This is a genomic window from Luteimonas sp. A482 (assembly GCF_054072655.1).
In genome coordinates, this window is record NZ_JBSVRO010000005.1 from 21814 (window position 1) to 47631 (window position 25818).

General features: G+C 68.8%; 19 protein-coding genes. 5 read left to right on the top strand and 14 right to left on the bottom strand.

The genetic code is table 11. The features are described from left to right. Positions 1-76: 76 nt before the first annotated feature. Positions 77-1756, bottom strand: a complete 1680-nt coding sequence (locus ACW5DW_RS13740; RefSeq protein ID WP_457019628.1) for a CTP synthase — start codon at positions 1754-1756, stop codon at positions 77-79. Between the two features lie 215 nt (positions 1757-1971). Here ACW5DW_RS13740 and parE point away from each other — a divergent pair, with 215 nt between their 5' ends. Beyond that, positions 1972-3861 carry a DNA topoisomerase IV subunit B gene (gene parE / locus ACW5DW_RS13745; RefSeq protein ID WP_457019629.1) on the top strand — a complete coding sequence of 630 codons (1890 nt, stop codon included), beginning with the start codon at positions 1972-1974 and terminating at the stop codon, positions 3859-3861. A gap of 155 nt (positions 3862-4016) precedes the next feature. Here the strand turns inward: parE and ACW5DW_RS13750 are convergent, their stop codons facing one another. The 10 genes from ACW5DW_RS13750 to ACW5DW_RS13795 form a co-directional block, all read right to left on the bottom strand. Then, the gene (locus tag ACW5DW_RS13750; RefSeq protein ID WP_457019630.1) at positions 4017-6146 is read right to left on the bottom strand and encodes a glycoside hydrolase family 43 protein; all 2130 of its coding nucleotides are present in this window, start codon (positions 6144-6146) and stop codon (positions 4017-4019) included. 41 nt (positions 6147-6187) lie between these two features. Then, positions 6188-8125, bottom strand: coding sequence for a glycoside hydrolase family 97 catalytic domain-containing protein (locus ACW5DW_RS13755; RefSeq protein WP_457019632.1), 1938 nt, complete (start codon positions 8123-8125; stop codon positions 6188-6190). A gap of 67 nt (positions 8126-8192) precedes the next feature. Then, positions 8193-9197, bottom strand: a complete 1005-nt coding sequence (gene yjfF / locus ACW5DW_RS13760) for a galactofuranose ABC transporter, permease protein YjfF (protein ID WP_457019888.1) — start codon at positions 9195-9197, stop codon at positions 8193-8195. 20 nt (positions 9198-9217) lie between these two features. Then, on the bottom strand, positions 9218-10273 hold the full coding sequence (locus tag ACW5DW_RS13765) for an ABC transporter permease (RefSeq protein ID WP_457019633.1): 1056 nt from the start codon (positions 10271-10273) through the stop codon (positions 9218-9220). After that, positions 10273-11760, bottom strand: a complete 1488-nt coding sequence (locus ACW5DW_RS13770; protein WP_457019890.1) for a sugar ABC transporter ATP-binding protein — start codon at positions 11758-11760, stop codon at positions 10273-10275. The genes ACW5DW_RS13765 and ACW5DW_RS13770 overlap by 1 nt, the downstream gene beginning before the upstream one ends. Positions 11761-11801: 41 nt before the next feature. Then, entirely contained in the window at positions 11802-12779 is a 978-nt protein-coding gene (locus ACW5DW_RS13775) for a substrate-binding domain-containing protein (protein ID WP_457019634.1), read from the bottom strand. 82 nt (positions 12780-12861) lie between these two features. Beyond that, a complete protein-coding gene (locus ACW5DW_RS13780) occupies positions 12862-14301 on the bottom strand; it encodes an aldehyde dehydrogenase family protein (protein WP_457019635.1) in 1440 nt (479 codons plus the stop codon). Between the two features lie 140 nt (positions 14302-14441). Further along, positions 14442-15449, bottom strand: coding sequence for an AraD1 family protein (gene araD1 / locus ACW5DW_RS13785; protein ID WP_457019636.1), 1008 nt, complete (start codon positions 15447-15449; stop codon positions 14442-14444). A gap of 120 nt (positions 15450-15569) precedes the next feature. Continuing rightward, positions 15570-16496, bottom strand: a complete 927-nt coding sequence (locus tag ACW5DW_RS13790; RefSeq protein WP_457019637.1) for a Gfo/Idh/MocA family protein — start codon at positions 16494-16496, stop codon at positions 15570-15572. Between the two features lie 96 nt (positions 16497-16592). Beyond that, a complete protein-coding gene (locus ACW5DW_RS13795) occupies positions 16593-17651 on the bottom strand; it encodes an aldose epimerase family protein (RefSeq protein WP_457019639.1) in 1059 nt (352 codons plus the stop codon). A 520-nt stretch (positions 17652-18171) separates the two neighbouring features. On the opposite strand from ACW5DW_RS13795, the gene ACW5DW_RS13800 reads away from it, so the two are divergent. Further along, the gene (locus ACW5DW_RS13800; protein ID WP_457019641.1) at positions 18172-21024 is read left to right on the top strand and encodes a TonB-dependent receptor; all 2853 of its coding nucleotides are present in this window, start codon (positions 18172-18174) and stop codon (positions 21022-21024) included. Between the two features lie 67 nt (positions 21025-21091). Next, on the top strand, positions 21092-22648 hold the full coding sequence (locus ACW5DW_RS13805) for an alpha-N-arabinofuranosidase (RefSeq protein ID WP_457019642.1): 1557 nt from the start codon (positions 21092-21094) through the stop codon (positions 22646-22648). Positions 22649-22750: 102 nt separating this feature from the next. Here ACW5DW_RS13805 and ACW5DW_RS13810 read toward each other — a convergent pair whose 3' ends face one another. Next, positions 22751-23728 carry a LysR substrate-binding domain-containing protein gene (locus ACW5DW_RS13810; RefSeq protein ID WP_457019643.1) on the bottom strand — a complete coding sequence of 326 codons (978 nt, stop codon included), beginning with the start codon at positions 23726-23728 and terminating at the stop codon, positions 22751-22753. A 136-nt stretch (positions 23729-23864) separates the two neighbouring features. On the opposite strand from ACW5DW_RS13810, the gene ACW5DW_RS13815 reads away from it, so the two are divergent. After that, a complete protein-coding gene (locus tag ACW5DW_RS13815) occupies positions 23865-24257 on the top strand; it encodes a RidA family protein (RefSeq protein WP_457019645.1) in 393 nt (130 codons plus the stop codon). Positions 24258-24265: 8 nt separating this feature from the next. Here ACW5DW_RS13815 and arsC read toward each other — a convergent pair whose 3' ends face one another. Beyond that, complete coding sequence (gene arsC, locus ACW5DW_RS13820) at positions 24266-24688, bottom strand: arsenate reductase (glutaredoxin) (protein ID WP_457019646.1); 423 nt, start codon at positions 24686-24688, stop codon at positions 24266-24268. Further along, the gene (arsH, locus tag ACW5DW_RS13825; protein ID WP_457019647.1) at positions 24685-25428 is read right to left on the bottom strand and encodes an arsenical resistance protein ArsH; all 744 of its coding nucleotides are present in this window, start codon (positions 25426-25428) and stop codon (positions 24685-24687) included. The genes arsC and arsH overlap by 4 nt, the downstream gene beginning before the upstream one ends. A gap of 38 nt (positions 25429-25466) precedes the next feature. Here arsH and ACW5DW_RS13830 point away from each other — a divergent pair, with 38 nt between their 5' ends. After that, positions 25467-25817, top strand: coding sequence for an ArsR/SmtB family transcription factor (locus ACW5DW_RS13830; protein WP_457019891.1), 351 nt, complete (start codon positions 25467-25469; stop codon positions 25815-25817). Position 25818: the final 1 nt, after the last annotated feature.

Consider the following 25818-nt stretch of genomic DNA (forward strand, 5'->3'; position numbering starts at 1 on the left):
GCCCGGCGTCGGATGCGCGACGGGTAGCAGGTTCGCCCATCGGATCCGCGTTCATCCGCGAAATCCGTGGCCAACACTACGCCTTCGCTTCCTTGAGCAGCTTCCCGCCCGCCTTGTGCTCGCGCGCAGCGCGCACGAAGCCGACGAACAGCGGATGTCCGTTGCGCGGCGTGGACAGGAACTCGGGATGCGCCTGGCAGGCGATGAACCAGGGATGCGTGGGCAGCTCGATCATCTCCACCAGCAGGTCGTCCATCGACTTGGCCGAGATCACCAGGCCGGCGTCTTCAAGCTGGGTGCGATAGCGGTTGTTGAACTCGTAGCGGTGGCGGTGGCGCTCGCCGACCACGTCCTTGCCGTACAGCTCGCGCGCCTTGGTGCCGGGCTTGATGCGCTGCTCCTGCAGCCCCAGGCGCATGGTGCCGCCGAGGTCGGACTTCTCGTCGCGCTTTTCGACATCGCCGCTGCTGGTGCGCCACTCGGTGATCAGGCCGATCACCGGATGCGGGCTCTGGCGGTCGTTCTCGGTGCTGTTGGCGCCCTCCAGGCCAGCCACGTGGCGGGCGAAATCCACCACCGCCGCCTGCATGCCGTAGCAGATGCCGAAATACGGAATGCCGCACTCGCGTGCGTGTTTCGCCGCCAGCACCTTGCCTTCGAAGCCGCGATCGCCGAAGCCGCCCGGCACCAGCACGCCATCGACCTGTCCCAGCGCCTTGTCCGCGCCGTCCCGCTCGATGTCCTGTGATTCGATCCAGTGCAGGTGCACGCGCGTGCGCTGGCGGATGCCGCCGTGCCTGAGCGCTTCGGCCACCGACTTGTAGGCGTCCTTGTGGTCGACGTACTTGCCGACCACCGCAATATTGACCTCGTCGATCGGATATTCGGTCGCATCCACCACCGCCAGCCATTCGGACAGGTCGGCGGGCGCGGCCTTGCCATCCAGGTGCAGGCGTTCGACCACGATCGCGTCCAGGCCCTGCGCATGCAGCCACATCGGCAGCTTGTGGATGTTGTCCAGGTCGACCGCGGAAATCACCGCTTTTTCCGACACGTTGGTGAACGAGGCGATCTTGCGCCGCTCGCCGTCCGGCAGCGGCTGTTCGCTGCGGCACAGCAGTACGTCGGGCTGGATGCCGATCGAGCGCAGTTCCTTCACCGAGTGCTGGGTGGGCTTGGTCTTGAGCTCGCCGGCGGCGGCGATGTAGGGCACCAGGGTCAGGTGCATGAACATCGCCTTGTCCGGGCCGCGGTCGGTGCGGATCTGGCGGATCGCCTCCAGGAACGGCAGCGACTCGATGTCGCCCACCGTGCCGCCGATCTCCACCAGGGCCACGTCGAAGCCCTGGGTGGCTGCGTCGATGCAGCGCTTGATCTCGTCGGTGATGTGCGGGATCACCTGCACGGTGGCGCCCAGGTAGTCGCCGCGGCGCTCCTTGCGGATCACCGACTCGTAGATCTTGCCGGTGGTGATCGAATTCTTGCCGCTGAGGCGGACGTTGATGAAGCGCTCGTAGTGGCCGAGGTCGAGGTCGGTCTCGGCGCCGTCGTCGGTGACGTAGACCTCGCCGTGCTGGAACGGGCTCATCGTGCCCGGATCGACGTTGATGTACGGGTCGAGCTTCATCATCGTCACCCGCAGGCCGCGGGCCTCGAGGATCGCGGCCAGCGAGGAAGCGGCAATGCCCTTGCCGAGCGAGGACACCACGCCTCCGGTGACGAAGACAAGGGGAGTGACGGGACTGGGGGACGTCATGGGGAGTAGGCACCCGCTGGAAAGCCCCATTCTACAGGGTCGCGCCCTGCTCCGCCTCCCCGCGGGAGCGCGCGCGGCCCCGGCGGGCGGGCTTTCGCCCGCGCCGTTCCAGCGCTGATCGCAGGATCCGCGACGCCGCGCGCCGATCCTTGACCACCCCGGCGGCGCCCCGCATCCTGCGCGGCTCGCAGTACAGCCCCCAACGCAGCCTCCGCATGAATTCCCGCTACAACGCCGCCGATATCGAAGTCCTCTCCGGCCTGGACCCGGTCAAGCGCCGGCCGGGCATGTACACCGACACGACCCGGCCCAACCACCTGGCGCAGGAAGTCGTCGACAACGCGGTGGACGAGGCGCTGGCCGGGCACGCGCGCGAGATCGCGGTGATCCTGTTCAAGGACGGCAGCTGCGAGGTGTCCGACGACGGCCGCGGCATGCCGGTGGACATCCATCCGGAAGAGAAGATTCCCGGCGTGGAGCTGATCCTCACCCGCCTGCACGCCGGCGGCAAGTTCAACAACAAGAACTACACCTTCTCCGGCGGCCTGCACGGCGTGGGCGTGAGCGTGGTCAATGCGCTGTCCACCCTGGTGGAGGTGCACATCAAGCGCGAGGGCAGCGAGCATCGCGTCAGTTTCCGCAACGGCGACCGCGCCACGCCGCTCGAGGTCGTGGGCACGGTCGGCAGGAAGAACACCGGCACGCGCCTTCGCTTCTGGCCGGATCCGAAGTATTTCGACAGCCCCAAGTTCAGCCTGCGCGCCCTGCGCCACCTGCTGCGCGCCAAGGCCGTGCTGTGCCCGGGCCTGACCGTCACCCTGCTCGACGAAGCCAGCGGCGAGCGCGACACCTGGTACTACGAGGACGGCCTGAGCGACTACCTCAAGGGCGCGCTTACCGACCGTGAGCTGCTGCCGCCGGACCTGTTCACCGGCGCGCTGCGCAGGGACAGCGAGACGGTGGACTGGGCCGTGGCCTGGGTGCCGGAAGGCGAGCTGGTGCAGGAAAGCTACGTCAACCTGATCCCGACCGCCCAGCACGGCACCCACGTCAACGGCCTGCGCACCGGCTTTACCGATGCGCTGCGCGAGTTCTGCGATTTCCGCAGCCTGCTGCCGCGCGGCGTGAAGCTGGCGCCGGAGGACGTGTGGGATCGCGTGTCCTTCGTGCTGTCGCTGAAGATGACCGATCCGCAGTTCAGCGGCCAGACCAAGGAGCGGCTGTCCTCGCGCCAGGCCGCGGGCGTGGTCGAAGGCGCGGCGCACGATGCCTTCAGCCTGTGGCTCAACCAGCACGTGGAGATGGGCACCCGGATTGCGCAGCTGGCGATCGACCGCGCCAGTGCACGCCTGAAAACCGAGAAGCAGATCGTCCGCAAGAAGGTCACCCAGGGCCCCGCCCTGCCGGGCAAGCTGGCCGACTGCATCAGCCAGGACCTGTCGCGCACCGAACTGTTCCTGGTCGAGGGCGATTCGGCCGGCGGCAGCGCGCGGCAGGCGCGCGACAAGGATTTCCAGGCGATCCTGCCCCTGCGCGGCAAGATCCTCAACACCTGGGAAGTGTCGTCGGGCAGCGTGCTGGCCTCGGACGAGGTGCACAACCTGGCGATCGCGATCGGCTGCGACCCGGGCAAGGACGACATCTCCGGCCTGCGCTACGGCAAGGTGGTGATCCTGGCCGACGCCGACTCCGACGGCCTGCACATCGCCACCCTGCTGACGGCGCTGTTCCTGCAGCATTTCCCGGCGCTGGTGCGCGCGGGCAACATCTTCGTGGCGATGCCGCCGCTGTTCCGCGTCGACGTGGGCAAGCAGGTGTTCTATGCGCTCGACGAGGAGGAAAAGCGCCTGCTGCTGGAGAAAATCGCGCGCGAGAAGCTCAAGGGCCAGGTCAACGTCACCCGCTTCAAGGGCCTGGGCGAGATGAACCCGTCGCAGCTGCGCGAATCCACCATCCATCCGGACACGCGCCGCCTGGTGCAGCTGACGGTGGACGACGATGTCGCCACGCGCGGACTGATGGACATGCTGCTGGCGAAGAAGCGCGCGGGCGACCGCAAGGCGTGGCTGGAGCAGAAGGGCGACCTGGCAACGCTGGAGGTCTGAGCGGGCCGGTCATTGGCTTGGTCGATGCAGTGATCCTGGCCACGGATTGACGCGGATTTCGCAGATAGGTCAGTGCAGGCGTCTGCGCGGGGACGCATGCAGGAGCGCACCAGCCGTAGCGCTGACGGCGTGCGCGGCCTCACTTGCGCCTCGCTTCAACGCCCGTCGCCTGCAGCCCTGTCGTCCTTCGTGCTCCGCCAGGCCAACACGGTGCCGTCCCTGCGATCGGGCCGCGTTCCGGGGCGGTCCGCGCCGTAGGGCTCGCCGCTGCCGGGCAGGATGCCGAGATAGCGGTGCGTCTTCATCGACAGCAGCATGAACTCGCCGCGCAGCAGGTCCTGCCACATGAAGCGGCTGTCGACGGGATGCTCTGGCAGCAGGCGCACGTCGGCCGACAGGCCGATGCCGACCACGGTCAGGAAGCCGCTTCCGTCCATCGCCTCCAGCGCCACCTCGCCGTCGCCGCGATCGTGCACGCGGAAGCGCGCAGCCGCTGTACCGGCTTCCGCCGAACCACGGGCCACGGGATGCAGCACACCCAGCGCGTGCACGTGCCCGACGCTGTCATCGCCGAGGTTGGCGAACGTGATCACCTGTCCCAGCGGGATGTTGCGCGAACGGTCCGCCAACGGCTCTTCGACGTGGAAGTCGTCGAAATCCGCATGCCCGCCGCCGACTCCACGACTGCTGTACGCGAACAGGGCATGGCGCGTGCCCTGGAACGTCTTGAGCTGGTAGGGCAGGCGCACCAGTTGGCCGATGTCGGTGAACCGCGCCCCATCGAAGCTGTACGCGAACTGCGCCAGGTCCTGGTCGTGATCGCCGCGCACGCGCAGTTGCACCGTGTCCGACGGCAGCGGGACGTCGACGTGGCGGTCGTCCAGCTGGCTGTGCCAGCGCAGTACGCGCCCGTGCTGGTCCTGCACCACCGCAAGCCATGCGGCCGGCATGTTGAGCAGACCCAGGCCGGCGATGTCGCCGGGCGCCAGCCTGGACGCGTCCAGCGTCACCGTCGCCGTGGATTCGGGCCCGACCACGCGCTGGGTGAGCGTATTGCGCGCAGTGAGGAAGCCTTGGGCCGGCAGCGTATGCAGCCGCAGGCTGCCCGGCCGCTCGGAGAGCGACCACTTGCCGTCGTGCGGCTGATGGTTCCACTGCCAGACCGGCTGCAGCTGCGGCGCGGAGAAGTCGTCGCTGCGCTGATATGGCGCCTGCGGCCTGGTGTCGAAGGCCACGTCGGGCTTGCGCCAGGTGCGCGGTGAGCGGCCGAGGTTCCCGGGCAAGCCAAAGTACGGCCAGCCCTCGTGCCAGGTCACCGGCGAAAGGAATGTGGTGCGGCCGATGGACTTGAGATCCATCATCGAAAAGCCCCACCACTCGCCGCTGGCCAGTTGCACGATGCCGCCCTGGTGCAGCGGTACCGCGCCTAGCTCGCTGTCGGCCGGCTTGTGCATCCGGAACTGCGTCTGCGCCGTGGGAATCGGCGATCGCTGGCCAAGGCCATCCGCCCACCACCCGCGCTGGAAACCCATGGTCTCGCTGGCGCTGATCGCCACCGTTTCCCAGGGCCCCTCGAGCCGGTCCGCGCGCGCGGCCTGCATGCGCCCCACCGGCGCGTAGTTGGCGCTGATGATGAAGTAGCGACCGTCCACCTTGTAGAAGTGGTGGCCCTCGCCCATGCCGTTGCCGGCGGGGATGATCACCCGCTCACTGCCTTCGACCACGCCGCTCAGGTCAGGCTTGAGTTCGATCAGGCGCACCTCGTTGTAATTGAACACCGCCCACACCCGCCCGTCGTCATCGAACAGCACCGACAGGTCGTGCAGGTTGCGGTCGATCACCGAATGCGTCCACGGCCCCGCCGGACCGCTCGCGGTGAACACGTGCAGGCCGCGTTCGTTGATGTTGGAGAAGATGTGGAACCGTCCCGCATGGTGGCGCAGCACCGGTGCCCAGATGCCCTGGCCATAGAGGTCCTGTCCCTGTTCCAACCGGTACTCCGGACCCGGCGGGAACGCGGGCATCGCATACGACACGAACTCCCAGTTCACCAGGTCGCGCGAGCGCAGCAGCGGCAGGCCGGGCACCGCGTGCATGGTGGTGCCGGTCATGTAGAACCAGTCGCCGACGCGGATCAGGTCCGGGTCGGAGAACTCGTCGTAGAACAGCGGATTGGTGAAGCTGCCATTGCCGTTGTCGGCGCTCCAGCTGGCGGGCGATGTCGCGGCTGCCGGAAGACAGGACAGCAAGGCGAGCAGCAGCAGGGTCGAAAGCGCGTACTTCATTTCTACCTCCCGGAGGCGAGCTGCACCGGTCCGATGCCGCGTCAGTCCAGCTGCAGCACGAAGCCGCCCAGCGGCGGCAGCTCCAGCTGCAGCGGGCGACCCGATGCGAATTCGACGCGACGCTGCGAGAATCCGAGCGCATCGCTGCCATTGCCGATCAGCGTGCCGCGCAGCACGCCGCCGCCCAGCGCGTCCGCATCCAGCGCGATCGTGCGCGGCGCGTCATCGGCATTGATGCCGGCCACGAACCAGCGGCCATCGCCCCTGCGCGCGAACACGGCATGGCGCCCCGGGTAGCCATCGAGGAAACGGCTGTCTTCCCAGGACTCCGGCACCTGCATGAGGAACTCGCGCACATAGTCCGGCGCCTGCGCCAGACCCTCCGGCGTCTCGGCGTAATGCTGAATGCCCGACACGAACAGCACCGCCGTCGCCAGCTCGAAGGCCGCAGTGCTGCGGCGCTGCACGCGCTCGTTGAGCCCGGCCATCGCCAGCGGGGTGAAGTCCATCGGGTCGAACACGTTGCGCACGAACGGCAGGGTCGCCGCGTGCACCGGCATCGCGTCGGCGTCCTCCTGGCCGAAGGTGGAGAACTCGAGCCCGCGCACCGCTTCCACCGTCATCAGGTTCGGCCAGGTGCGCTGCCAGCCGCGTGCCAGGGTGGCGCCGTGGAAGTTCATCTGGAAGCCGTAGGGCGCGGCGTCGGCAAGGATGTCCAGGTAGTACGCGATCATCGACGAGCCATCGCCGCCGAAAAAATCGAGCTTCAGCCCGGCGACGCCCATCGCGCTGAGCCGCTCGAACTCGCGGATGCGGCTGGCCCTGTCGACCAGCAGGTCGCGGGGCGTCTGCGGCGTGTCGTTCCAGGCACCGGCGGAGTTGTACCAGACCAGGATCGAGACATCCTTGCCGCGCGCGTACTCGACCAACTCGCGCATGCGCGCCTCGCCGATCTGCTGGTCCCACAGCGCATCGACCAGGGTGTAGCGCCAGCCCATCTGCGCGGCGTAATCGACGAAGCGCTTCTGCACGTCGAACACCGTGTGCGCGTCGCCCAGCAGCGGCCAGCTCCACGAGGCCTTGCCCGGCACCGGCTTGCCGGCGACGGCAGGCGGGTCGGCCAGGTCGGTGCCCAGGGTCGAGTCGGCGACTTCGGCCAGGCTGCCCACCGCGACGATCCGCCACGGCGAGCGCCACGGAAAGCGCTCGATCCACGGATCCGACGGACCGCCCGGGAACACCTCCTGCGGGTCGGCGAAGCCGATGCGGTATTCGCCGGGCTGCTCCCCGTCCAGCAGGCGGCTGCCGGCGTCCCCGCGGCGCAGCATGCCCTCGCTGAGCAGCACCCAGTCCTCGCCGGTGCGGAACAGCGCAGGGAACACCCAGCCATGGCCCATCGGCGACGGTGTGCCGACCGCGACGTCCTGCAGGTAGTGCTCCTCGTAGGAGGGGTTGGTGCGCGCGAAGCCGGTCCTGGGTTCGGCCATCGGCTGCAGCCAGGCATGCGCGGTGGCCGGCAGGCGGAAGCTCGCCGCATCGCGGCGCCACGTCGCCATCCCCGGCACCGCCGCATCGAGCTCGTAGCGGAACGCGGCACCGTCGTTGGACACCTGCCAGGCGATGGCCAGCGCGTTGCCCTGCGCGTCGCGCCAATGGAACACGCGGCGGTTGGCGCGATAGCGGTTGAAGCGCCGCTTTCCCGACAGCAGCTCGTAGTCGTCCGCCACCGCCTCGATTTCGCCGGCCGCACCGAATGACAGGCCCTGCGACAGGTCCACGCCCTCGCCGACCATCCCCAGCGGCGAATCGGCGATCACCTGGCGGCCGTCGCGCCACAGCCGCCAGGTCGGGCGTCCATCGGCATCGATCGCCATCTCCACGCGCACAGTGCCGTCGGGGCTGACCACTTCGCCCAGCGGAGTTGCCGCCAGCGCGCCCCACGACACGCCCGACAGCAGACCTGCCAGCAACAGGCGCATGCAGGTGCGTGCCGCCAGGCCGCGCGGTGTGCCAGAACCCCGTTCCGTCCCCGACCCCGCCTTTTCCTCAAGCATGCGAAGCGCCTCCGTGGGCGCGCCGTCCCGCCAGCAACCTCTGCAGCAGACAGAACAGCAGAAGCAGCGCGCCGATGGCGATGCGCGTCCACCATGAGCTGAGCGTGCCGTCGAACACGATCAGGGTCTGGATCAGGCCCAGCACCAGCACGCCGAACACCGTGCCCAGCACATAGCCGCTGCCGCCGGCCAGCAGAGTGCCGCCGATCACCACCGCGGCAATCGCATCCAGCTCCAGCCCCATCGCATGCAGGCTGTAGCCGCTGAGCATGTAGAAGGTGTAGACCACCCCGCCCAGCGCCGAGCACAAGCCGCTCAGCGCGTAGACCTGCACCAGGGTGCGGTCCACCGGCAGGCCCATCAGCCGCGCCGACTGTTCGCTGCCGCCGATCGCGTAGACGCTGCGGCCGAAGCGCGTCATCCCCGCCAGCAGCGCGCCGCCCGCGACCACCAGCAGCGCGATCACCGCACCTGCCGAAAGCGATGCGCCGCCGCCCACCGGGATGCGCAGGCTGGCCACGGCGACATGGAACGCATGGTCGATGCCGATCGACTCCACGCTCACCAGCGTCGCCGCGCCGCGCGCCAGGAACATGCCGGCCAGGGTCACCACGAACGGCTGCAGCCGGTAGCGCTGGATCAGCACGCCCATCAGCGCGCCGAATGCGCTGCCCATCCCCAGCACCAGCGCGATCGCCGGCAGCGGATGCCAGCCTTGCTGCTGCACCAGGCTGGCCAGCAGCACCGTGCTGAAGGCGATCACCGCGCCCACCGACAGGTCGATGCCACCGGTGAGGATCACGAAGGTCATGCCGACCGCGACGATCAGCAGGAAGCCGTTGTCGATGAACAGGTTGAGGAACACCTGCGGGCGCAGGAAGCCGTCGTAAAGCACGCCGCCGGCGATCGACATGCCGAGGAACAGTGCGATGGTGACCGCCAGCGAGACCATGCGCGGATCGCGCCACAGCCGCGCCAGCCCGCCGGAACGCAGCATCGCGCGCAGCGGCACGGCGCTCATGCCTGCCCCCGTGCCGGCCGCGTGACCAGGCCGCGCAGTTGGTCGCGGAACTCCGGCGACTGCAGCAGCAGCACCGCCAGCACCAGCAGCGCCTTGACCACCAGGTTGACCTGCGGCGGCACGCCGATGGCGTAGATGGTGGTGGTGAGCGCCTGGATGATCAGCGCGCCAACCAGGCTGCCGGCCAAGCTGAAGCGTCCGCCCGCCAGCGCCGTGCCCCCCAGCGCGACGGCGAGGATCGCGTCCAGCTCCAGCAGCTGGCCCGCGTTGTTGGCATCGGCGCTGGCGACGTTGGAACTCACCAGCAGGCCCGCCAGTCCCGCGCAGAAGCCGCTGAACACGTACAGCGACAAGGTGATCGCCCTTGCGCGCACGCCGGCCACGTGTGCGGCCAGCGGGTTGTGGCCGATCGCGCGCACGAACAGGCCCAGTGCGGTGCGATCGAGCAGCAGCTTCAGCGCCACGAACACCGCGACCACCACGAACAGGGAGAACGGCAGGCCCAGCAGGAAGCCGCCGCCGATGAAGGCGTACGGCGGGTAGTAGATGGTCAGGATCTGGCCGTCGCTGATCAGCTGCGCGATGCCGCGCCCGGCCACCATCAGGATCAGGGTGGCGATGATCGGCTGCATGCCGACCTTCACCACCAGCAGGCCGTTCCACATACCGCAGACTGCGGCCGCCGCCAGCGCCGCGGCGACGGCGGCAAACAGCGGGGCGAGGCCGGTAGCCCCACCCGCCGTCATGCGCGTGATCGTCCACGCGGCAACGGTGGCGGCGATGGCGAGCACCGCGCCCACCGAGATGTCCAGGCCGCGCACCGCGATCACCAGGGTCATCCCAAGCGACACCAGGATCAGCGGCGCGGCGCGGTTGGCGATGTCGACGAGGTTGCCGTACAGCCGCCCGTCGCGCCATTCCAGCGACAGGAAGCCCGGGTTGAACAGGCCGTTGCCGACCAGCAGCAGCACCAGCGCCAGCAGCGGCCAGGCCAGCGGATGACCGAACGCGCGACGCATGATCGAAGGCTGCGGCATGGGGGCAGTCGACATCACCCCTGCCCCGCGATCAGTTCCAGCACCTGGCGGCCATCGCTGCCGCCGGGCAGCTCGCCGGCCATGCGTCGCTCGCGCAGCACCGCGATGCGGTCGCCCAGGCGCGTGAGCTCTTCGATCTCGGCGGAAATGAACAGCACCGCCATCCCCTCGCGCGCCAGGCGCACCACTTCGGCCATGATTTCCTGCTTGGCGGCGATGTCGATGCCGCGCGTGGGTTCGTCGAGGATCAGCAGCCTGGGCTGCGTGGCCAGCCAGCGCGCCAGCACCACCTTCTGCTGGTTGCCGCCCGACAGTGCGCCAACCGGCGTCTCGATGTCGCCCGTGCGGATGCCGAGCAGGGCGACGTAGTGCTCGGCCATCCGCGCCTGCTCCGCGCGCGGCAGCGCGCGCCGCCAGCCGCGCCGCGCCTGCAGCGCCAGCACGATGTTCTCGCGCACCGACAGGCCGGCGACGATGCCTTCGGTCTTGCGTTCTTCCGGGCACAGCGCGATGCCGTGGGCGACAGCATCGGCCGGATGCTGGAGGTCGACCTTCGCGCCATCGACCCGCAGCTCACCGCTGCCGGCGCGATCCAGCCCGAACAACAGCCGCGCAAGTTCGGTACGTCCGGCGCCGAGCAAGCCGCCAAGTGCCAGCACTTCGCCGGCACGCAGCTGCAGGTCCACCGGATGCAGGCTGCCGCGACGGCCGAGGCCGCGCGCTTCGAGCACGACGGGCGCGTCTTCCGGCGTGACCGCGCTGTCGTCGCGCCCACCCGCGAGTTCGACTTCGCGCCCGACCATGGCCCGCACCAGCGCCGCCTGCGGCAGGTCGGCCGGCAGATATTCGCCCACCAGGCCGCCGTTGCGCAGCACGGTGATGCGGTCGGACACCGCATACACCTGGTCAAGGAAGTGGGTGACGAACAGGATCGCCATGCCGCGCTCGCGCAGGCGGCGCATCACCGCGAACAGTTCGCGCACCTCGCCTTCGTCCAGGCTCGATGTGGGTTCGTCGAGGATCAACACCTTTGCCGAGACGCCCAGCGCGCGCGCGATCGCCACCATCTGCTGGATCGCCACCGGGCAGGACGACAGCGGCCGGTCCACGTCGAGATCGAGGTGCAGCTCCGCCAGCAGCGCACGCGCGCCCTCGCGCACGCGCTTCCAGTCGATCATGCCGAAACGGCGCGGATAGCGCCCGGCGTAGAGGTTCTCGGCCACCGACAGGTTGGGGCAGAGGTTGACCTCCTGGTAGACGGTACTGATGCCCTCGCGCTGTGCGTCCAGCGGACTGCCCGGCGCGATGACGCGGCCATCGAGGGTCACGCTGCCGGCGTCGGGCGTTTCCACGCCGGTCAGCAGCTTGATCAGGGTCGATTTGCCGGCGCCGTTCTGGCCCATCAGCGCGTGGATCTCGCCGGCACGCAGGCACAGCCCGGCGCCATCGAGCGCGCGGGTGGCGCCGAAACGCTTGTGCAGTCCTTCAGCGTTGAGGACCACGGGATTCAAGCGCGCATTCCCATCAACGCCACGCGTACCCCTCAGTACTTCCGGTTGGGCAGTTCCGCCTCGGCCTGGTCCTGGGTGAACACACCCTCCTCCACCTGGACGCGCCTGGGCACTTCGCGCCCGGCGTGCACGTCGCGAACCAGCTGCGCCAGCTGCTCGCCCAGCAGCGGATTGCACTCCACCGTGGCATTGAGCTTGCCGGCCTTCATCGCCTCGAACGCACCGCGCACGCCGTCGATCGAGACGATGCGGATATCGGTGCCCGGCTTGAGCCCAGCCTCCTCGATCGCCTGGATCGCGCCGATCGCCATGTCGTCGTTGTGCGCGAACAGCACGTCGATGTCGCGGCCCTCGGCCTTGAGGAACGCCTCCATCACTTCCTTGCCGCGCGCGCGGGTGAAATCGCCGCTCTGCGAGCGCACGATCTGGAAGCGCGCGTCGGTATCGACGACTTCCTTGAAGCCCTTCATCCGATCATTGGCCGGCGCCGACCCCACCGTGCCCTGCAGCTCGACGATGCGCACCGGCCCGGCCTTGCCTTCGCTGTCCTCGACCAGCCAGCGCGCGGCGCGGCGGCCCTCCTCCACGAAGTCCGAGCCGATCAACGTTGCGTACAGCGACTCGTCCGCGACGTTGACCGCGCGGTCGGTCAGCACCACCGGGATGCCGGCGGTTTTCGCCTCGCGCAGCACCGTATCCCAGCCGGTTTCGACCACCGGCGAGAAGGCGATCACATCGACGCCCTGCGCGATGAACGAGCGCAGCGCCTTGATCTGGTTTTCCTGCTTCTGCTGCGCGTCGGAGAACTTGAGGTTGAAGTCCGGCGCGACCAGCGCTTCCTTCACCGAGCGCGTGTTGGCCGTGCGCCATTCGCTCTCCGCGCCCACCTGGCTGAAGCCGACGGTGATCGCGCCTTCGCCGGCAGCCTCGTCCGCGCCATCACTGCCGCCCGAACACCCGGCCAGCACCGCCGCGCACAGCATCGCCGTCACACCCAGAAACTTCCGCATCGCTCCCTCCCGAACGTCGTTAGTGTTTGCGCTACCAGAACACGCGCACGGCGCCCCCTCGGCGCGCGTGCACGTCGCGGCCTCAGGCCGCGGTGTATGCGGTCTTGACCGTGGTGTAGAACTCCACCGCGTAGCGGCCCTGCTCGCGCGGCCCGTAGCTGGAGGCCTTGCGCCCGCCGAACGGTACGTGCGGATCCACGCCCGCGGTCGGCAGGTTGACCATCACCATGCCCGCCTGCGCGTGACGCTTGAAGTGCGTGGCGTACTTGAGCGAGGTGGTGCAGATGCCTGAGCACAGGCCGAACTCGGTGTCGTTGGCCATCGCCAGCGCGTGCTCGTAGTCGTCGGCGCGCAGCACCGCCGCCACTGGGCCGAAGATCTCCTCGCGCGCGATGCGGTCCTCGGGCTTGGCGGTGAACAGCGTGGGCGCCAGGAAATGACCCTGCGTCTTCCACTCCACGCGCTCGCCGCCGGCCAGCAGCTCGCCGCCGTCGTCGTGGCCGGCCTGGATGTAGGACAGGTTGGTCTTGAGCTGATCGCCGCTGGCGACCGGGCCGATGTCGATGCCGGCTTCCAGCGGATCGCCGACGCGGATCTTCGCCAGCCGTGCCTGCACGCGCGCGACGAACTCGTCGTGCACCGCGCTCTCGACGATCAGCCGGCTCGATGCGGTGCAGCGCTGGCCGGTCGAGAAGAACGCGCCGTTGACCGCGCATTCCACCGCCTTGTCCAGGTCGGCATCGGCCAGCACGATCAGCGGATTCTTGCCGCCCATTTCCAGCTGCACCTTGAGCGCGCGCTCGGCCGCCTGCTTGAGCAGCGCATGGCCGGTGGGCGCCGAACCGGTGAAGGTCAGCGCGTCCAGGTTCTTGTGCGTGACCAGCGCCTGGCCGACGGTGCGGCCGCTGCCGAGCACCATGTTGAACGCACCTTCTGGCAGGCCGGCACGCGAGAGGATCTCGGCGATCGCCCAGGCGCAGCCGGGCACGATCTCGGCCGGCTTGAACACCACCGTGTTGCCATAGGCCAGCGCCGGCGCGATCTTCCAGGCCGGGATCGCGAGCGGGAAGTTCCAGGGCGCGATGATGCCGACGGTGCCGACCGGTTCGCGGGTGATTTCGACATCGACGCCGGGGCGGGTGGACGCCAGCTTTTCGCCCGGGATGCGCAGCGCCTCGCCGGCGAAGAACTTGAAGATCTGCCCGGCGCGCGCGGCCTCGCCGATGCTCTCGGGCAGGGTCTTGCCCTCCTCGCGCGCCAGCAGGCGGCCCAGCTCTTCCTTGCGGGCGAGGATCTCGCTGCCCACCGCATCGAGGATGTCGGCGCGCTGCTGCGGATTGGACAGCGACCACTTCGGCAGCGCCGCGGCGGCCGCATCCACCGCCTGCCCGGTGCGCTCGGCGTCGAGCCTGCCGTAGTGGCCGACCGGCGTCGCCAGGTCCGACGGATTTTCGTTGGCGTGATCGCCCTCGCCTTCGACCCACTGGCCGGCGATGTAGCTGCTGTAGCGTTGGTCGGTCACGTCATGTCTCCTTGCTGATTGCTGTGTTTGCCATGGTGCGCCTTTGGCGGCCCCCATCCGCCTTCGGCACCTTCCGTAGGCGCGGGAAAAAACTGCAGCCCGGGTCGATGCTGGCGTCAACCCGCATCGTGCGTCGCACCTTACAGTGCGCGCACACCGCCGGGGGCGAATCCGGACGCGACCGTGCGCAGCGGATTGCGCAGCGCCGCGCCCAGTTCGGGCAACTCGATCTCGAACACGTCGCCCGCCTCCGCGCGCACGCCGTCGGCAAAGCTCAGCGTCGCGGTGCCGAAGAAGTGCAGGTGCACGTCGCCCGGACGCCGGTGCGCGGCGTACTTGAAATGGTGGTACTCGAGGTTCTCCAGCGAATGGCACATGTTGGCCTCGCCGGTGAGGAAGGGCTTCTCCCACACCACGTCCCCGCCGCGGCGCAGGCGGCTGGTGCCGCGCAGGTCCCGCGGCAACGGCCCGGCGCGCAGCTCGGGGCCGACCGCGCAGGCGCGCAGCTTGGAGTGCGCGAGGTAGAGGTAGTTCTGGCGCTCGGTGACGTGGTCGGAAAACTCGTTGCCGATCGCAAAGCCGAGCCGGTGCGGGGTTCCGTCCGGGCCGATCAGGTACAGGCCGACCAGTTCGGGCTCTTCGCCGCCGTCGAGGGCGAAATCGGGCGACTCCAGCGGCTGGCCGGGCGCGGCGAGGATCGCGCCGTCGCCCTTGTAGAACCATTCGGGCTGCGCCCCGGGCTCGCCGGGCTTCGGGATGCCGCCTTCCACGCCCCACTGGAACATGCGCATCGAATCGGTGAGCGTGCCCTCGTCGGCCTGCTGCTGCAGCTTCTGGTGCATCGCATCGCGCGCCGCGGCGCTGCCCAGATGGGTCAGGCCGGTGCCGGTGACCAGGCAGTGCGCGGGATCGGGATGGTGCAGCGGGCCCAGCACGCGGTCCTGCTGCAGGAGCGCGGCGTAATCGAGCCGGGTATCACCGGGCGCGGCCGTGGCCTCGTCGGCCAGGCTGCGGCCCGTGGCGATCGCCACCCCGGCCAGGGCGTACATGCTGTCCACGCCGTCGAGCAGGCGCACCTGCGCGCCGTCGGCATCGACCACGCCGACCCGGAGCTGCCCGGCATCGTCCTTCAGCTGGATCAATCGCATCTGCGCGGCCCGTCATCCCGGTGGTGTCGACCCCGCATTCTGCCGGGTTGATGGATATGCATCCAATTCATTTGGGCGAGAAATCGATACGGGTTCTTGTATGCCTGCTCGGTCCTGCCCTCAGTCGTGGAACGCCGCCACCAGCTTGCGCCGGCCCAGCATGAACGCATCGGCCACGTGCCGCAGCGGCGCCAGGTCCACGTCCGAGCGCCCGGCATGGATGAGTTCGGCAAAGCGCCGGTACAGCATCGGGTACTCCTGCTCCGGCTCGCTGTGGACCAGCTGGCCATCCACCGACAGCTTCGCGCCGCCCTCCGACAGCAGCATCTCGCCGGCATCGGTGCTGGCGGCGATGTCCCAGCTCTGCCTGCCGGTCTGGCGCCAGTCGAACTCGGCGACCAGGTCCAGCCCGGCCGCATCGGTGAAGTCGATCGACGCGGCGATCGGCGCCGCGCGGTTCTCCGGGAATTCCAGCGTCGCAGCGGTGGCGAACACCGGCCGCGGCAGGATCCTGGTGACGATGGACAGCGCATTGATCCCCGGGTCGAACACGCCCAGGCCGCCGGGCTGCCAGATCCACTCCTGCCCTGGATGCCACTGCCGCACGTCCTCCTTCCAGGTCACCCGCATGGAGCGGATGCGGGTGCCGGCCAGGAACGCGCGGGCCGTCTCCACCGCCGGGGCGTAGCGCGAATGCCAGCTGGCGAACAGGGACACGCCCCTCGCGTCGGCGCGCGCGGCCAGGTCCTCGACCTCCGAGAGCGTGGCGCCGGGCGGTTTTTCCAGGAACACGTGCTTGCCGGCCGCCAGCGCCTTCACCGCCGCCGCGTACCGGTACTGGGGCGGCATGCACAGGGAGACGGCGTCGATCGACGGCAGCGTCGACAGCATCTCTTCGATCGAACCGAAGTTGTCGATGCCCTCGACTCGCCCGTTGCGGCTGGCCGCTGCGACCAGCCGGTAGTCGGCATTAGCGGCCACGGCCGGGAGATGCTGGTCGCGCACGATCTTGCCGACACCGACGATGGCGAGGTTGATGATTGACACGTGTCTAGTCTCCACGGAAGCGCTCTGGAGCGGCACGCAGCTGCGTACCGCTTGCGGATGGTGGCCCGGTTACGGCATCGGCATGCCGGCGCGGCGTCAGGCGCGTTCCAGCGCCGCCGCCACTTCGGCCCATGGCCGGCCACGCCCCGGGCATGCGAAGCGGTACAGGATGTCGCGCCGGTACGCCTGGCCCGGTCGCAGGATCGCATCCGGGAACGCCGGCTGGTTGGGTGCGTCGGGATAGTCCTGCGGCTCCAGGCACAGCCCGTCGCCCAGGCCCGGATGCTGGCGCGCCAGCGCCTGGCCACCGTAGAGCTGCAGCGCCGGCGCCTCGCAATCGATGCGCATCGCCACGCCGCTGTGCGGCGAATACAGCGCGGCGGCGAACGCGTGGCCGGGCTCGAGCACCAGGCAATGGTCGTAGCCGCCCGCAATGCGCAGCTGTGGATCGGCAGCGTCGAAGCGCGCAGCCAGCGTCGCGGCCTGGTGGAAATCGAACGGCGTGTCCGCTGCCGGTTGCACATGGCCCAGCGGGATCAGTTCCTCCGATACCGGCAGCAGCCCCGCCACCGGCACCCGAAGCAGCTGCGCCGACGCAGGCACCGCCGCATCGCCCGCCAGGTTGAAGTAGGGATGATGCGTGGGATTGAACGGGGTCGGGGCATCGGTGGTCGCCTCGAAGACCAGCTGCAGTCGATCACCCGTCACCCGATAGGTCGCGACCACATCGAGATTGCCCGGATATCCCTCCTCGCCCGCCGGCGAGCGAAGGCGCAGCACCAGCGCGTCGGCATCGTGCGCTTCCACCGTCCAGATGCGCCGTCCGAAGCCGAGCATGCCGCCATGCAGATGGTTGCGGCCCTCGTTGGCGGCCAGCACGCGCGCCTGGCCGTCCAGCGTGAAGCGCGAGCCACCGATGCGGTTGCCATAGCGCCCGACCAGGATCCCGAGGAACGCCGGATCATCGAAATACGCCGCCGCGTCCGGCAGGCGCAGCACCACGTCCACCGGCCCGTCTTCGCCGGGCACGCGCAGCCGCGCGAGGATGCCGCCGAGATCGAGGATCTCCGCACATACCCCATGCGCGTCGCCTATGCGGTGCGCGTGCACCGCGCGGCCATCGGCCAAGTGGCCGAACGATCGGATCCTGTCCACGCAGCTCCCGTGATTTGCCTTCGCGCCGCAGCATAGGTGCGCCTGCCGGGGCGATGCCACCCCGCTTCCGGAATAGCAGATGGCGGGATTGGAATGGCTCAGGGCACATACGGGAACCGATATCGATCTACTCGTTAAATTCATTAGAAGGTTATGGACGGCCCGCCTATTCTCGACCTGCATCGCAAAAAGGCGACGACACCGCAAGCGCCGCGATGCACCGGCCGCCGCCCCAGGCAGCGGCCCCACAACTCGGGTTGATCGCGTCCATTCGTAGACCGGGAGGGGTTGAAAGTGACGACGCACACAGCAGCAGTCGGCGTGCGCGCATGCCGCGCACCGCACTCGCCCTTCGTCCGTGGACCACGGCAGCACCGCAACCCGGCCTGCGCCGTTCCGCACGCCCCGCATACCACCCAGTTTCCGCACCAGGGATGACACCGGATTACCGGTGTTCCCGGGTTTCCGCATGGTCCGCGCCGGCGCCACGCCGGACGAACACGAACGAAGAGGCATGCCCATGAACCGTCCCGACCGCCCGATACCGACCCGTGCCCTGCGCCGCGCCGTGCTGCCCGCCGCGATGCTGCTGGCGCTCGCCGCATTGCCCGCTGCGGCGCAGCAGGCTGCCCAGCCCTGCCCCACGCCCGACGATCCCGACGCCACCTGCGCGCCTTCAACCTCGCCAGACAACGCGGTCGAGCTCGAACGGGTCGAGGTGCGCGGCCTGCGCGCCAGCATGATCGACGCGCTGCAGATCAAGCAGGGCTCGATGCAGATCGTCGATGCGATCGTCGCCGAGGACATCGGCAAGTTCCCCGACAACAACCTGGTCGAGGCGCTGCAGCGCGTCACCGGCGTGCAAACCACCGACCGCGGCGGCGGAGAGGTGTCCACGGTGTCGATCCGCGGCCTCAACGACGTCACCACCACCATCAACGGCCGCAACATCTTCACCGCCTCGGGCCGTTCGGTGGCGCTGGCCGACATCCCGGCCAGCCTGCTGTCCAGCGTCGACATCTACAAGACCCGCTCGGCCAGCCTGATCGAGACCGGCATCGCCGGCGTGATCGACATCCACACCCACCGTCCCTTCGACTTCGACGGCGCCACTGCCGTGGTGGCCGCTCGCACCATCCACCAGGAGCAGAACGACGAGACCGACCCCAACCTCAGCGCCCTGGTCTCCAACACCTGGGACGTGGGCGGCGGCCGCTTCGGCGCACTGGCGAACGTCTCCTACGCCGTCACCCATTACCGCGACCAGAGCGTGACCGCCGGCGCGATGGTGCCGTTCTTCACCGACAACGCGCCTGCGGGCTTCGCGCCGTTCGAGCGGATCCCCACCGTCATCGACGGCCAGGAAGTCTGGCAGCCGGGCCTGGAGGCGGGGCTGCCCTTCAGCCCCGGCTCCACCGTGCCGGTGCGCGGCCAGCAGTACGACTACATCCTCTCGCGCGACGCGATCTTCGCCAGCGACCTTGCCGGCAAGCGCGAGCGGCCGGCCGCCAGCGTCGCGCTGCAGTGGGCGCCGAACGACACCTCCGAATACCTGTTCGAGGCCTTCTACAACGGCTACCGCAACGAGTCGTTCAACTCGCTGCTGTTCTCGTTCGTCGACTGGTGGGGCGCCCTGGGCGACAACGCGGCCGACAACATCGGGCTGTATCCGGGCACCAACGTCGTGCGCTCGCGCAGCGGAATCGGCTTTCCCTACAACTTCACCAGCGGCGACCTGTCCACCGGCAAGACCGACAGCATGCTCTACGCCCTGGGCGGACGCTGGCAGGTCGGCGACCGCCTTGAGCTCAAGTCCGAACTGACCCACCAGAACAGCGAGTTCAGCACCGACTTCTTCGCCATGCGCGCCGACCGCGTGAGCCCCAGCGTCTGGGTCGACTTCAACAGCGGCGGCGGCAAGCCGGCCTTCGGCTTCGACGACGACCCGGCCACGGCCGACATCGATGAGAGCAATCCGGCCGATCCCGCGCAGTGGAACGTGGCGCAGCTCTACGACAACGCCAACTACGCCAAGGGCGACGCCACCACCTTCACCTTCGACGGCGAATACGCCGCCGACTGGGGTCCGTTCCACAAGCTCGCCTTCGGCATGCGCCACGACGAGCGCAGCGCCAGCGAAGGCATGCGGGTCGGGCCGGACAACGCTTGCGACCGCGCGCTGCCGGACTGCTCGCTGACCGCCAATGGCGGCCTGGCCTCGATCAACCGGGGCTTCTTCGACGGCCATTCCAACGTGCCCACCTCGTGGGTGGTACCCGACGGCCACTACATCCGCGACAACGCCGACTTCTACCGCGAACTGTACGGCCGGCCGACCGGCGACCAGCTGTCGCTGACGGAGAACTTCAACGTCGAGGAAGCGACCTCGGCGGTCTACCTGCAGAGCGATTTCGCCTTCGAACTGGGCGAACAGACGCTCGACGGACAGCTCGGCCTGCGCTACGTCAACGTCGATACCGACATGGTCTTCGGCGACGGCAGCGCCTCGGCCAGCGCGTCCAAGCTGTTGCCCAGCCTGATGCTGCGCTACGCCTTCACCCCCGACCTGATGCTGCGGGCGGCCTACGGCGAAACCCTGCGCCGTCCGGCCTTCAACCAGCTCAACCCCAACATCATCTACGTCGAGGACGTGACCAACATCGGCTACGGCACCGCCAGCGGCGGCAACCCGGGCCTGGCGCCGACCGAGTCGAAAAACTACGACCTCGGCCTGGAGTGGTACTACTCGCCCGGCAGCGCGGTCTACGCCACCCTGTTCCGGCGCGAGATCGAAGGCATGGTCACCGATTTCCGCCGCCGCGTGACCTTCGAGAACTACGACTACATCCTCAGCCAGCCCGACAACGCCTCCGACGGCGAGCTCGAGGGCGTGGAGCTGGGCGTGGTCTGGTTCCCGGAGAACCTCCCCGGCCTGCTCGACGGCTTCGGCGTGCAGGCCAGCTACACCGCGCTCGACTCCACCCAGGACATCCCGGTGACCAACAGCGCCGGAGAAGTGGTGGACGTCCAGACCACGCCGATGTTCGGCATCTCCGACAGCTCCTACAGCGTGGTGCTGGCCTACGAGCGGGCGAAGTTCGGCGCGCGCCTGTCCTACGTGTGGCGCGACGATTTCCTGCATCACTACGAGGCGGCGCTGTTCGCCAACCCGCTGGGCGTGTACTTCAACGCAGAGAAGAGCATGGATCTCCAGCTCAGCTACGATGCCAGCGAGAACCTCTCGCTGACCTTCGACGCCACCAACCTCACCAACGAGCTGTACCAGAGCTACTACCAGCACCCGACCACGCACAACTTCGGCACCGCGCTGTACAGCCGCACCTTCGCGGTCGGGATGCGCTACCGGTTCTGATACCTGTGCCGGGGCGCGTGCAACGCGCCCCGACGGCTTTCACTTTCCGCACCAAGAGGCGACACCGATGCTGAAAACCACGCTGCGCACGCTTGCGCTCACCTCCGCCCTGCTCGCCGCCGGCATGGCCGGCGCCCAGGACAAGGCGTCCGCCACCGCGACGCTGCGCGCCGACCAGCCGGGCGATACCGTGAGCCGCTACATCTTCGGCCAGTTCGCCGAACACCTGGGCTATGGCATCTACGGCGGCATCTGGGTGGGCGAAGATTCGAAGATCCCCAACACGAAGGGCTACCGCAACGACGTGGTCGCCGCGCTCAGGCACCTGCAGGTGCCCGTGGTGCGCTGGCCCGGCGGCTGCTTCGCCGACGAGTACTACTGGCGCGACGGCGTCGGTCCGCGCGACAAGCGCCGGGTCAAGATCAACACCCACTGGGGCGGCGTCACCGAGCCCAACAGCTTCGGCACCCACGAGTTCATGGATTTCGCCGAACTCATCGGCACCGACGCCTATGTCTCGGGCAACACCGGCAGCGGCTCGCCGCGCGAAATGGCCGAATGGGTCGAGTACATGACCTATGAAAGCGGATCCTCACTGTCCGAGGAACGCCGCGCCAACGGCCGCGACAAGCCCTGGAAGCTGCCCTTCTTCGGCGTCGGCAACGAGATGTGGGGCTGCGGCGGCAACATGACGCCCGAGCACGCGGCCAACCTGCACCGCCAGTACCAGACCTTCGTCAAGGTGCCGGCCGGCACCCAGGTGACCAAGGTCGCAGCCGGCGCCAACGCCGATGACTACAACTGGACCGAGGTGATGATGAAGATCGCCGGCAAGCACATGGATGCGTTGTCGGTGCACTACTACACGGTGCCGGGCGGCTGGCCGCCGCGCGCCTCCTCGTTCGAGTTCGACGAGGCTGGCTGGATCGAGACGCTGTCGAGCGCGCTCAAGGTCGACGAGCTGCTGCGCAAGCACATCGAGGTGATGGACAGGCACGACCCGGAAAACAAGGTCGCGCTGTACCTCGACGAATGGGGCACCTGGTACGCCGGCCTGGAAGGCGTGAACCCGGGCTTCCTGCACCAGCAGAACACGCTGCGCGACGCGCTGGTGACCTCGTTGCACTTCGACATCATGAGCCGCCATGCCAAACGGGTGAAGATGGCCAACATCGCGCAGATGGTGAACGTGCTGCAGGCGATGATCCTCACCGACGAGGAGAAGATGCTGCTCACGCCCACCTACCACGTCTTCGAGATGTACAAGCCCTGGCAGGACGCGACCCACCTGCCGTTCGAACTCAAGACGCCGCAGTACCGCCACGGCGAGACATCGGTTCCGGCGGTGCACGGTTCGGCCGTGCGCGCGAAGGACGGGCACGTCTACGTCGCGCTGTCCAACCTCGATCCGGACAAGGCGGCCAGCGTGTCGGCCAGCGTCTCGGGGCTTCAGGCCTCGTCGGTGTCGGGCCGGGTGCTGACGGCGGGCGCGATCACGTCGCACAACACCTTCGAGCAGCCGGAGCAGGTGAAGCCGGTGGCGTTCGACGGCGCGACGGTCTCCGGCGGTACGCTCAGCGTCGAGCTGCCGGCCAAGTCGGTGGTGGTACTGCAGCTGCGCTGACGGGCTGCACCAGACGGCAAGACGACGGGGGCGCTTCGGCGCCCCCGTCCGTTTCGGGCGTGTCATGGCAGCGAGGCGCCGGCGCTTGCCCCTGCCCCACGCTTACTTCGCGGGGGGCGCCAGTGGCGGGGGCTTCGGCGCTGCAGCAGGCGCGGGAATCGACGGCGGCTGGATCTCCGGCGCATGTTGCGCCATCAGCTCGACGATCCAGTCGATGAACACGCGCAGCTTGCGACTGACGTGCCGGCTTGGTGCAAAGGCCACGTACAGCGGCATGGGATCGAGCTGCCAGTCCTCGAACAGCGCGATCAGTTCGCCGCGTGACTGCGGCGTGCGCGCCATGTAACGCGGCAGCCACAGCACGCCCATGCCCGCCACCCCTGCGGCCAGGTAGGCATTGCCGTCGTCGACCGACAGCACGTGGCGGCCATGCACCTGCACCTGCTCATCGCCGCGGCGCATCGCATACGCCAGCGGCACGCCGCTGCGCGAGCCGCGATAGCCGACGATGCGGTGCGAACCCTCCTCCAGCGCCTGCGGATGGCCCGGCACGCCGGCACGCGCCAGGTAACCCGGTGCGGCATAGACGCCCAGCGGGAGGTCGGCCACATGCCGCACACGCAGCGACGAGCCGGTCGGTTCACCGCCGCGCACCACGCAGTCCACGTTCTCGTCGATCAGGTCCACCCTGCGGTCGCTGGCGCCCAGGTCGAGCTGGATGTCGGGATAGCGCGCGTGGAAGGCGGGCAGCGCCGGCACCAGCACCAGGCTGGCCAGCGGCGCGGGCACGTCAACGCGCAGCCGGCCGCGCGGCGAGTCCGAAGCCGTGGACAGGCTGGTCTCGGCATCGTCCAGGTCGGCCAGCAGGCGCACCACGCGCTCGTAGTACGCGGTGCCATCGGCGGTGACGTTGACCTTGCGCGTGGTGCGGTGGAGCAGCTTCACCCGCAGGTGCGTTTCCAGCTGCTGCACCAACTGTGTCACGCGCGTCCTGCTCGACTGCAGCGTGTCGGCGGCGCGCGTGAAGCTGCCGGTCTCCACCACGCGGACGAAGGCCTGCATCGCATCAAAGCGGTCCATGCGCAGCTCCAGTTGCACTCGGGATTGTTTGGATTCTACAAACAGTGATCCCGGGAACGGGCCGTTTATCGGAACCGAGTCGCCACCTAGAGTGGCCGCACGCATCGGGGCCACCTGCCCCGCCAGGAGATCCCCCATGAACACCCGCGATGTCGTCTTTCCCGCCGGCCGCCAGGCCCTGTACGAGCAACACCGCTATTCGCCGGCGGTGCGCAGCAACGGCTTTCTGTTCGTGTCCGGGCAGGTGGGCAGCCGCGAGGACGGCTTGCCAGAGCCGGACTTCGAGGCCCAGGTCCGCCTGGCGTTCGCCAACCTCGAGGCAACCCTGCGCGCCGCCGGGTGCGGGCTCGACGACATCGTCGACCTGACCAGTTTCCATACCGACCCCGAACACCAGTTCGACACGGTCCTCGCGGTCAAGAACGAGGTCTTCCCGCAGGCGCCCTATCCCAACTGGACGGCGGTCGGGGTCACCTGGCTGGCGGGCTTCGACTTCGAGATCAAGGTCATCGCCCGCATTCCCGGCTGAACATCCGCTCAGACGCGACGGCCAGCCTCGTCGACCACCTGTTCGCCGTCCTCCTTGGTGAACGCGCCCCGCTGCGGCTGCGGCAGGATGTCCAGCACCAGCTCCGAAGGACGGCACAGGCGTGTGCCCAGCGGCGTCACCACGATCGGGCGGTTGATCAGCACCGGGTGCGCCAGCATCGCGTCGATCAGATCGGCATCGCTGCGCCCCGGATCGTCCAGGCGCAGTTCGGCATGCAGCGGCTCCTTGGCGCGCATGATCCCGCGCACGCCCAGGCCTGCCGCCTCCACCAGTTGCAACAGCCGCTCGCGGCCGGGCGGGTGCTGCAGGTATTCGACGACGGTCGGCGTCTCGCCGCTGTTGCGGATCATCGCAAGGGTGTTGCGCGACGTGCCGCAGCGCGGGTTGTGATAGATCGTGATCTCGCTCATGCCGCCGCCGCAGGCGCCACGGCCACTGCGCCAGACGCGGCCGCCAGCGCACCGGCTGCCACGTCGCCCTTGCGTTCGCTGTAGCGGTCGGTCAGGTAATCGCTGCGCCCGCGCACCAGCAGGGTGAACTTGACCAGTTCCTCGATCACATCGACCACGCGGTCGTAGTACGGCGAAGGCTTCATCCGCCCCGCTTCGTCGAACTCCTGCCACGCCTTGGGCACGGAGGACTGGTTGGGGATGGTCACCATGCGCATCCAGCGTCCAAGCACGCGCAGCGCATTGACCACGTTGAACGACTGCGAACCGCCGGAGACCTGCATCACCGCCAGCGTGCGGCCCTGCGTCGGGCGCACACCCGCTTCCTCCAAGGGCAGCCAATCGATCTGGTTCTTGAACACCGCGGTGACCGCGCCGTGGCGCTCGGGGCTCACCCACACCTGGCCTTCCGACCACAGCGACAGCGCGCGCAACTCCTGCACCCTGGGGTGGTCTGCTTCGACGCTGCCCTGCAACGGCAGGCCGTGCGGATCGAACACGCGGGTCTCGGCGCCGAAATGGCGCAGCAGGCGCTCGGCCTCGAGCGCGAGCTTGCGACTGTAGGACTCCGGGCGCAGTGAGCCGTAGAGGATCAGGATCCGCGGCGCGTGTGCGCCACCGTCTCCCGACCCGGGTGCATCGTGGGCGGGCAGGTGCGCGGCGGCGGGAGAGAGGTTGGGCAGCTCGGGGGACGCGGTCATGGTTGCTTCGTGGAAAACGTTTCGACTATTCTAGAAAAATGGAAATAGAAAGCGCAACCCCGGCGCTGGCTGCCCTGGGACATCCCACGCGTCTGGCCGTATTCCGGCTGCTGGTCGAGGCGGGCCCCGGAGGCCGCACGCCCGGCGCCATGGCGGAGATGCTGTCACTGCCAGGCGCAACCCTGTCCTTCCATCTCAAGGAGCTCACTGCCGCCGGGTTGATCCAGGGCACGGCGGAGGGTCGGCATATTTCCTATCGCGCCGATTTCGACGCGATGAACGGCCTGATCGAATTCCTGACGCGCAACTGCTGTGGCGGCGACGACAGCCAGTGCCTGCCTGCCTCCCGACCGGCCCGCAAGGCGACCCGCAAAGTGCGCGAGGCCTGAA

What these genes read in the sequence shown, in the direction of transcription:
- ACW5DW_RS13775 (WP_457019634.1), bottom strand. Translation starts at nt 12,779, where the DNA reads ATGCGGAAGTTTCTGGGTGTGACGGCGATGCTGTGCGCGGCGGTGCTG.
- ACW5DW_RS13765 (WP_457019633.1), bottom strand. Translation starts at nt 10,273, where the DNA reads ATGTCGACTGCCCCCATGCCGCAGCCTTCGATCATGCGTCGCGCGTTC.
- arsH (WP_457019647.1), bottom strand. Translation starts at nt 25,428, where the DNA reads ATGACCGCGTCCCCCGAGCTGCCCAACCTCTCTCCCGCCGCCGCGCAC.
- ACW5DW_RS13750 (WP_457019630.1), bottom strand. Translation starts at nt 6,146, where the DNA reads ATGAAGTACGCGCTTTCGACCCTGCTGCTGCTCGCCTTGCTGTCCTGT.
- ACW5DW_RS13740 (WP_457019628.1), bottom strand. Translation starts at nt 1,756, where the DNA reads ATGACGTCCCCCAGTCCCGTCACTCCCCTTGTCTTCGTCACCGGAGGC.
- araD1 (WP_457019636.1), bottom strand. Translation starts at nt 15,449, where the DNA reads ATGCGATTGATCCAGCTGAAGGACGATGCCGGGCAGCTCCGGGTCGGC.
- yjfF (WP_457019888.1), bottom strand. Translation starts at nt 9,197, where the DNA reads ATGCTGCGTTCCGGCGGGCTGGCGCGGCTGTGGCGCGATCCGCGCATG.
- ACW5DW_RS13805 (WP_457019642.1), top strand. Translation starts at nt 21,092, where the DNA reads ATGCTGAAAACCACGCTGCGCACGCTTGCGCTCACCTCCGCCCTGCTC.
- arsC (WP_457019646.1), bottom strand. Translation starts at nt 24,688, where the DNA reads ATGAGCGAGATCACGATCTATCACAACCCGCGCTGCGGCACGTCGCGC.
- parE (WP_457019629.1), top strand. Translation starts at nt 1,972, where the DNA reads ATGAATTCCCGCTACAACGCCGCCGATATCGAAGTCCTCTCCGGCCTG.
- ACW5DW_RS13815 (WP_457019645.1), top strand. Translation starts at nt 23,865, where the DNA reads ATGAACACCCGCGATGTCGTCTTTCCCGCCGGCCGCCAGGCCCTGTAC.
- ACW5DW_RS13800 (WP_457019641.1), top strand. Translation starts at nt 18,172, where the DNA reads ATGAACCGTCCCGACCGCCCGATACCGACCCGTGCCCTGCGCCGCGCC.
- ACW5DW_RS13810 (WP_457019643.1), bottom strand. Translation starts at nt 23,728, where the DNA reads ATGGACCGCTTTGATGCGATGCAGGCCTTCGTCCGCGTGGTGGAGACC.
- ACW5DW_RS13830 (WP_457019891.1), top strand. Translation starts at nt 25,467, where the DNA reads ATGGAAATAGAAAGCGCAACCCCGGCGCTGGCTGCCCTGGGACATCCC.
- ACW5DW_RS13755 (WP_457019632.1), bottom strand. Translation starts at nt 8,125, where the DNA reads ATGCGCCTGTTGCTGGCAGGTCTGCTGTCGGGCGTGTCGTGGGGCGCG.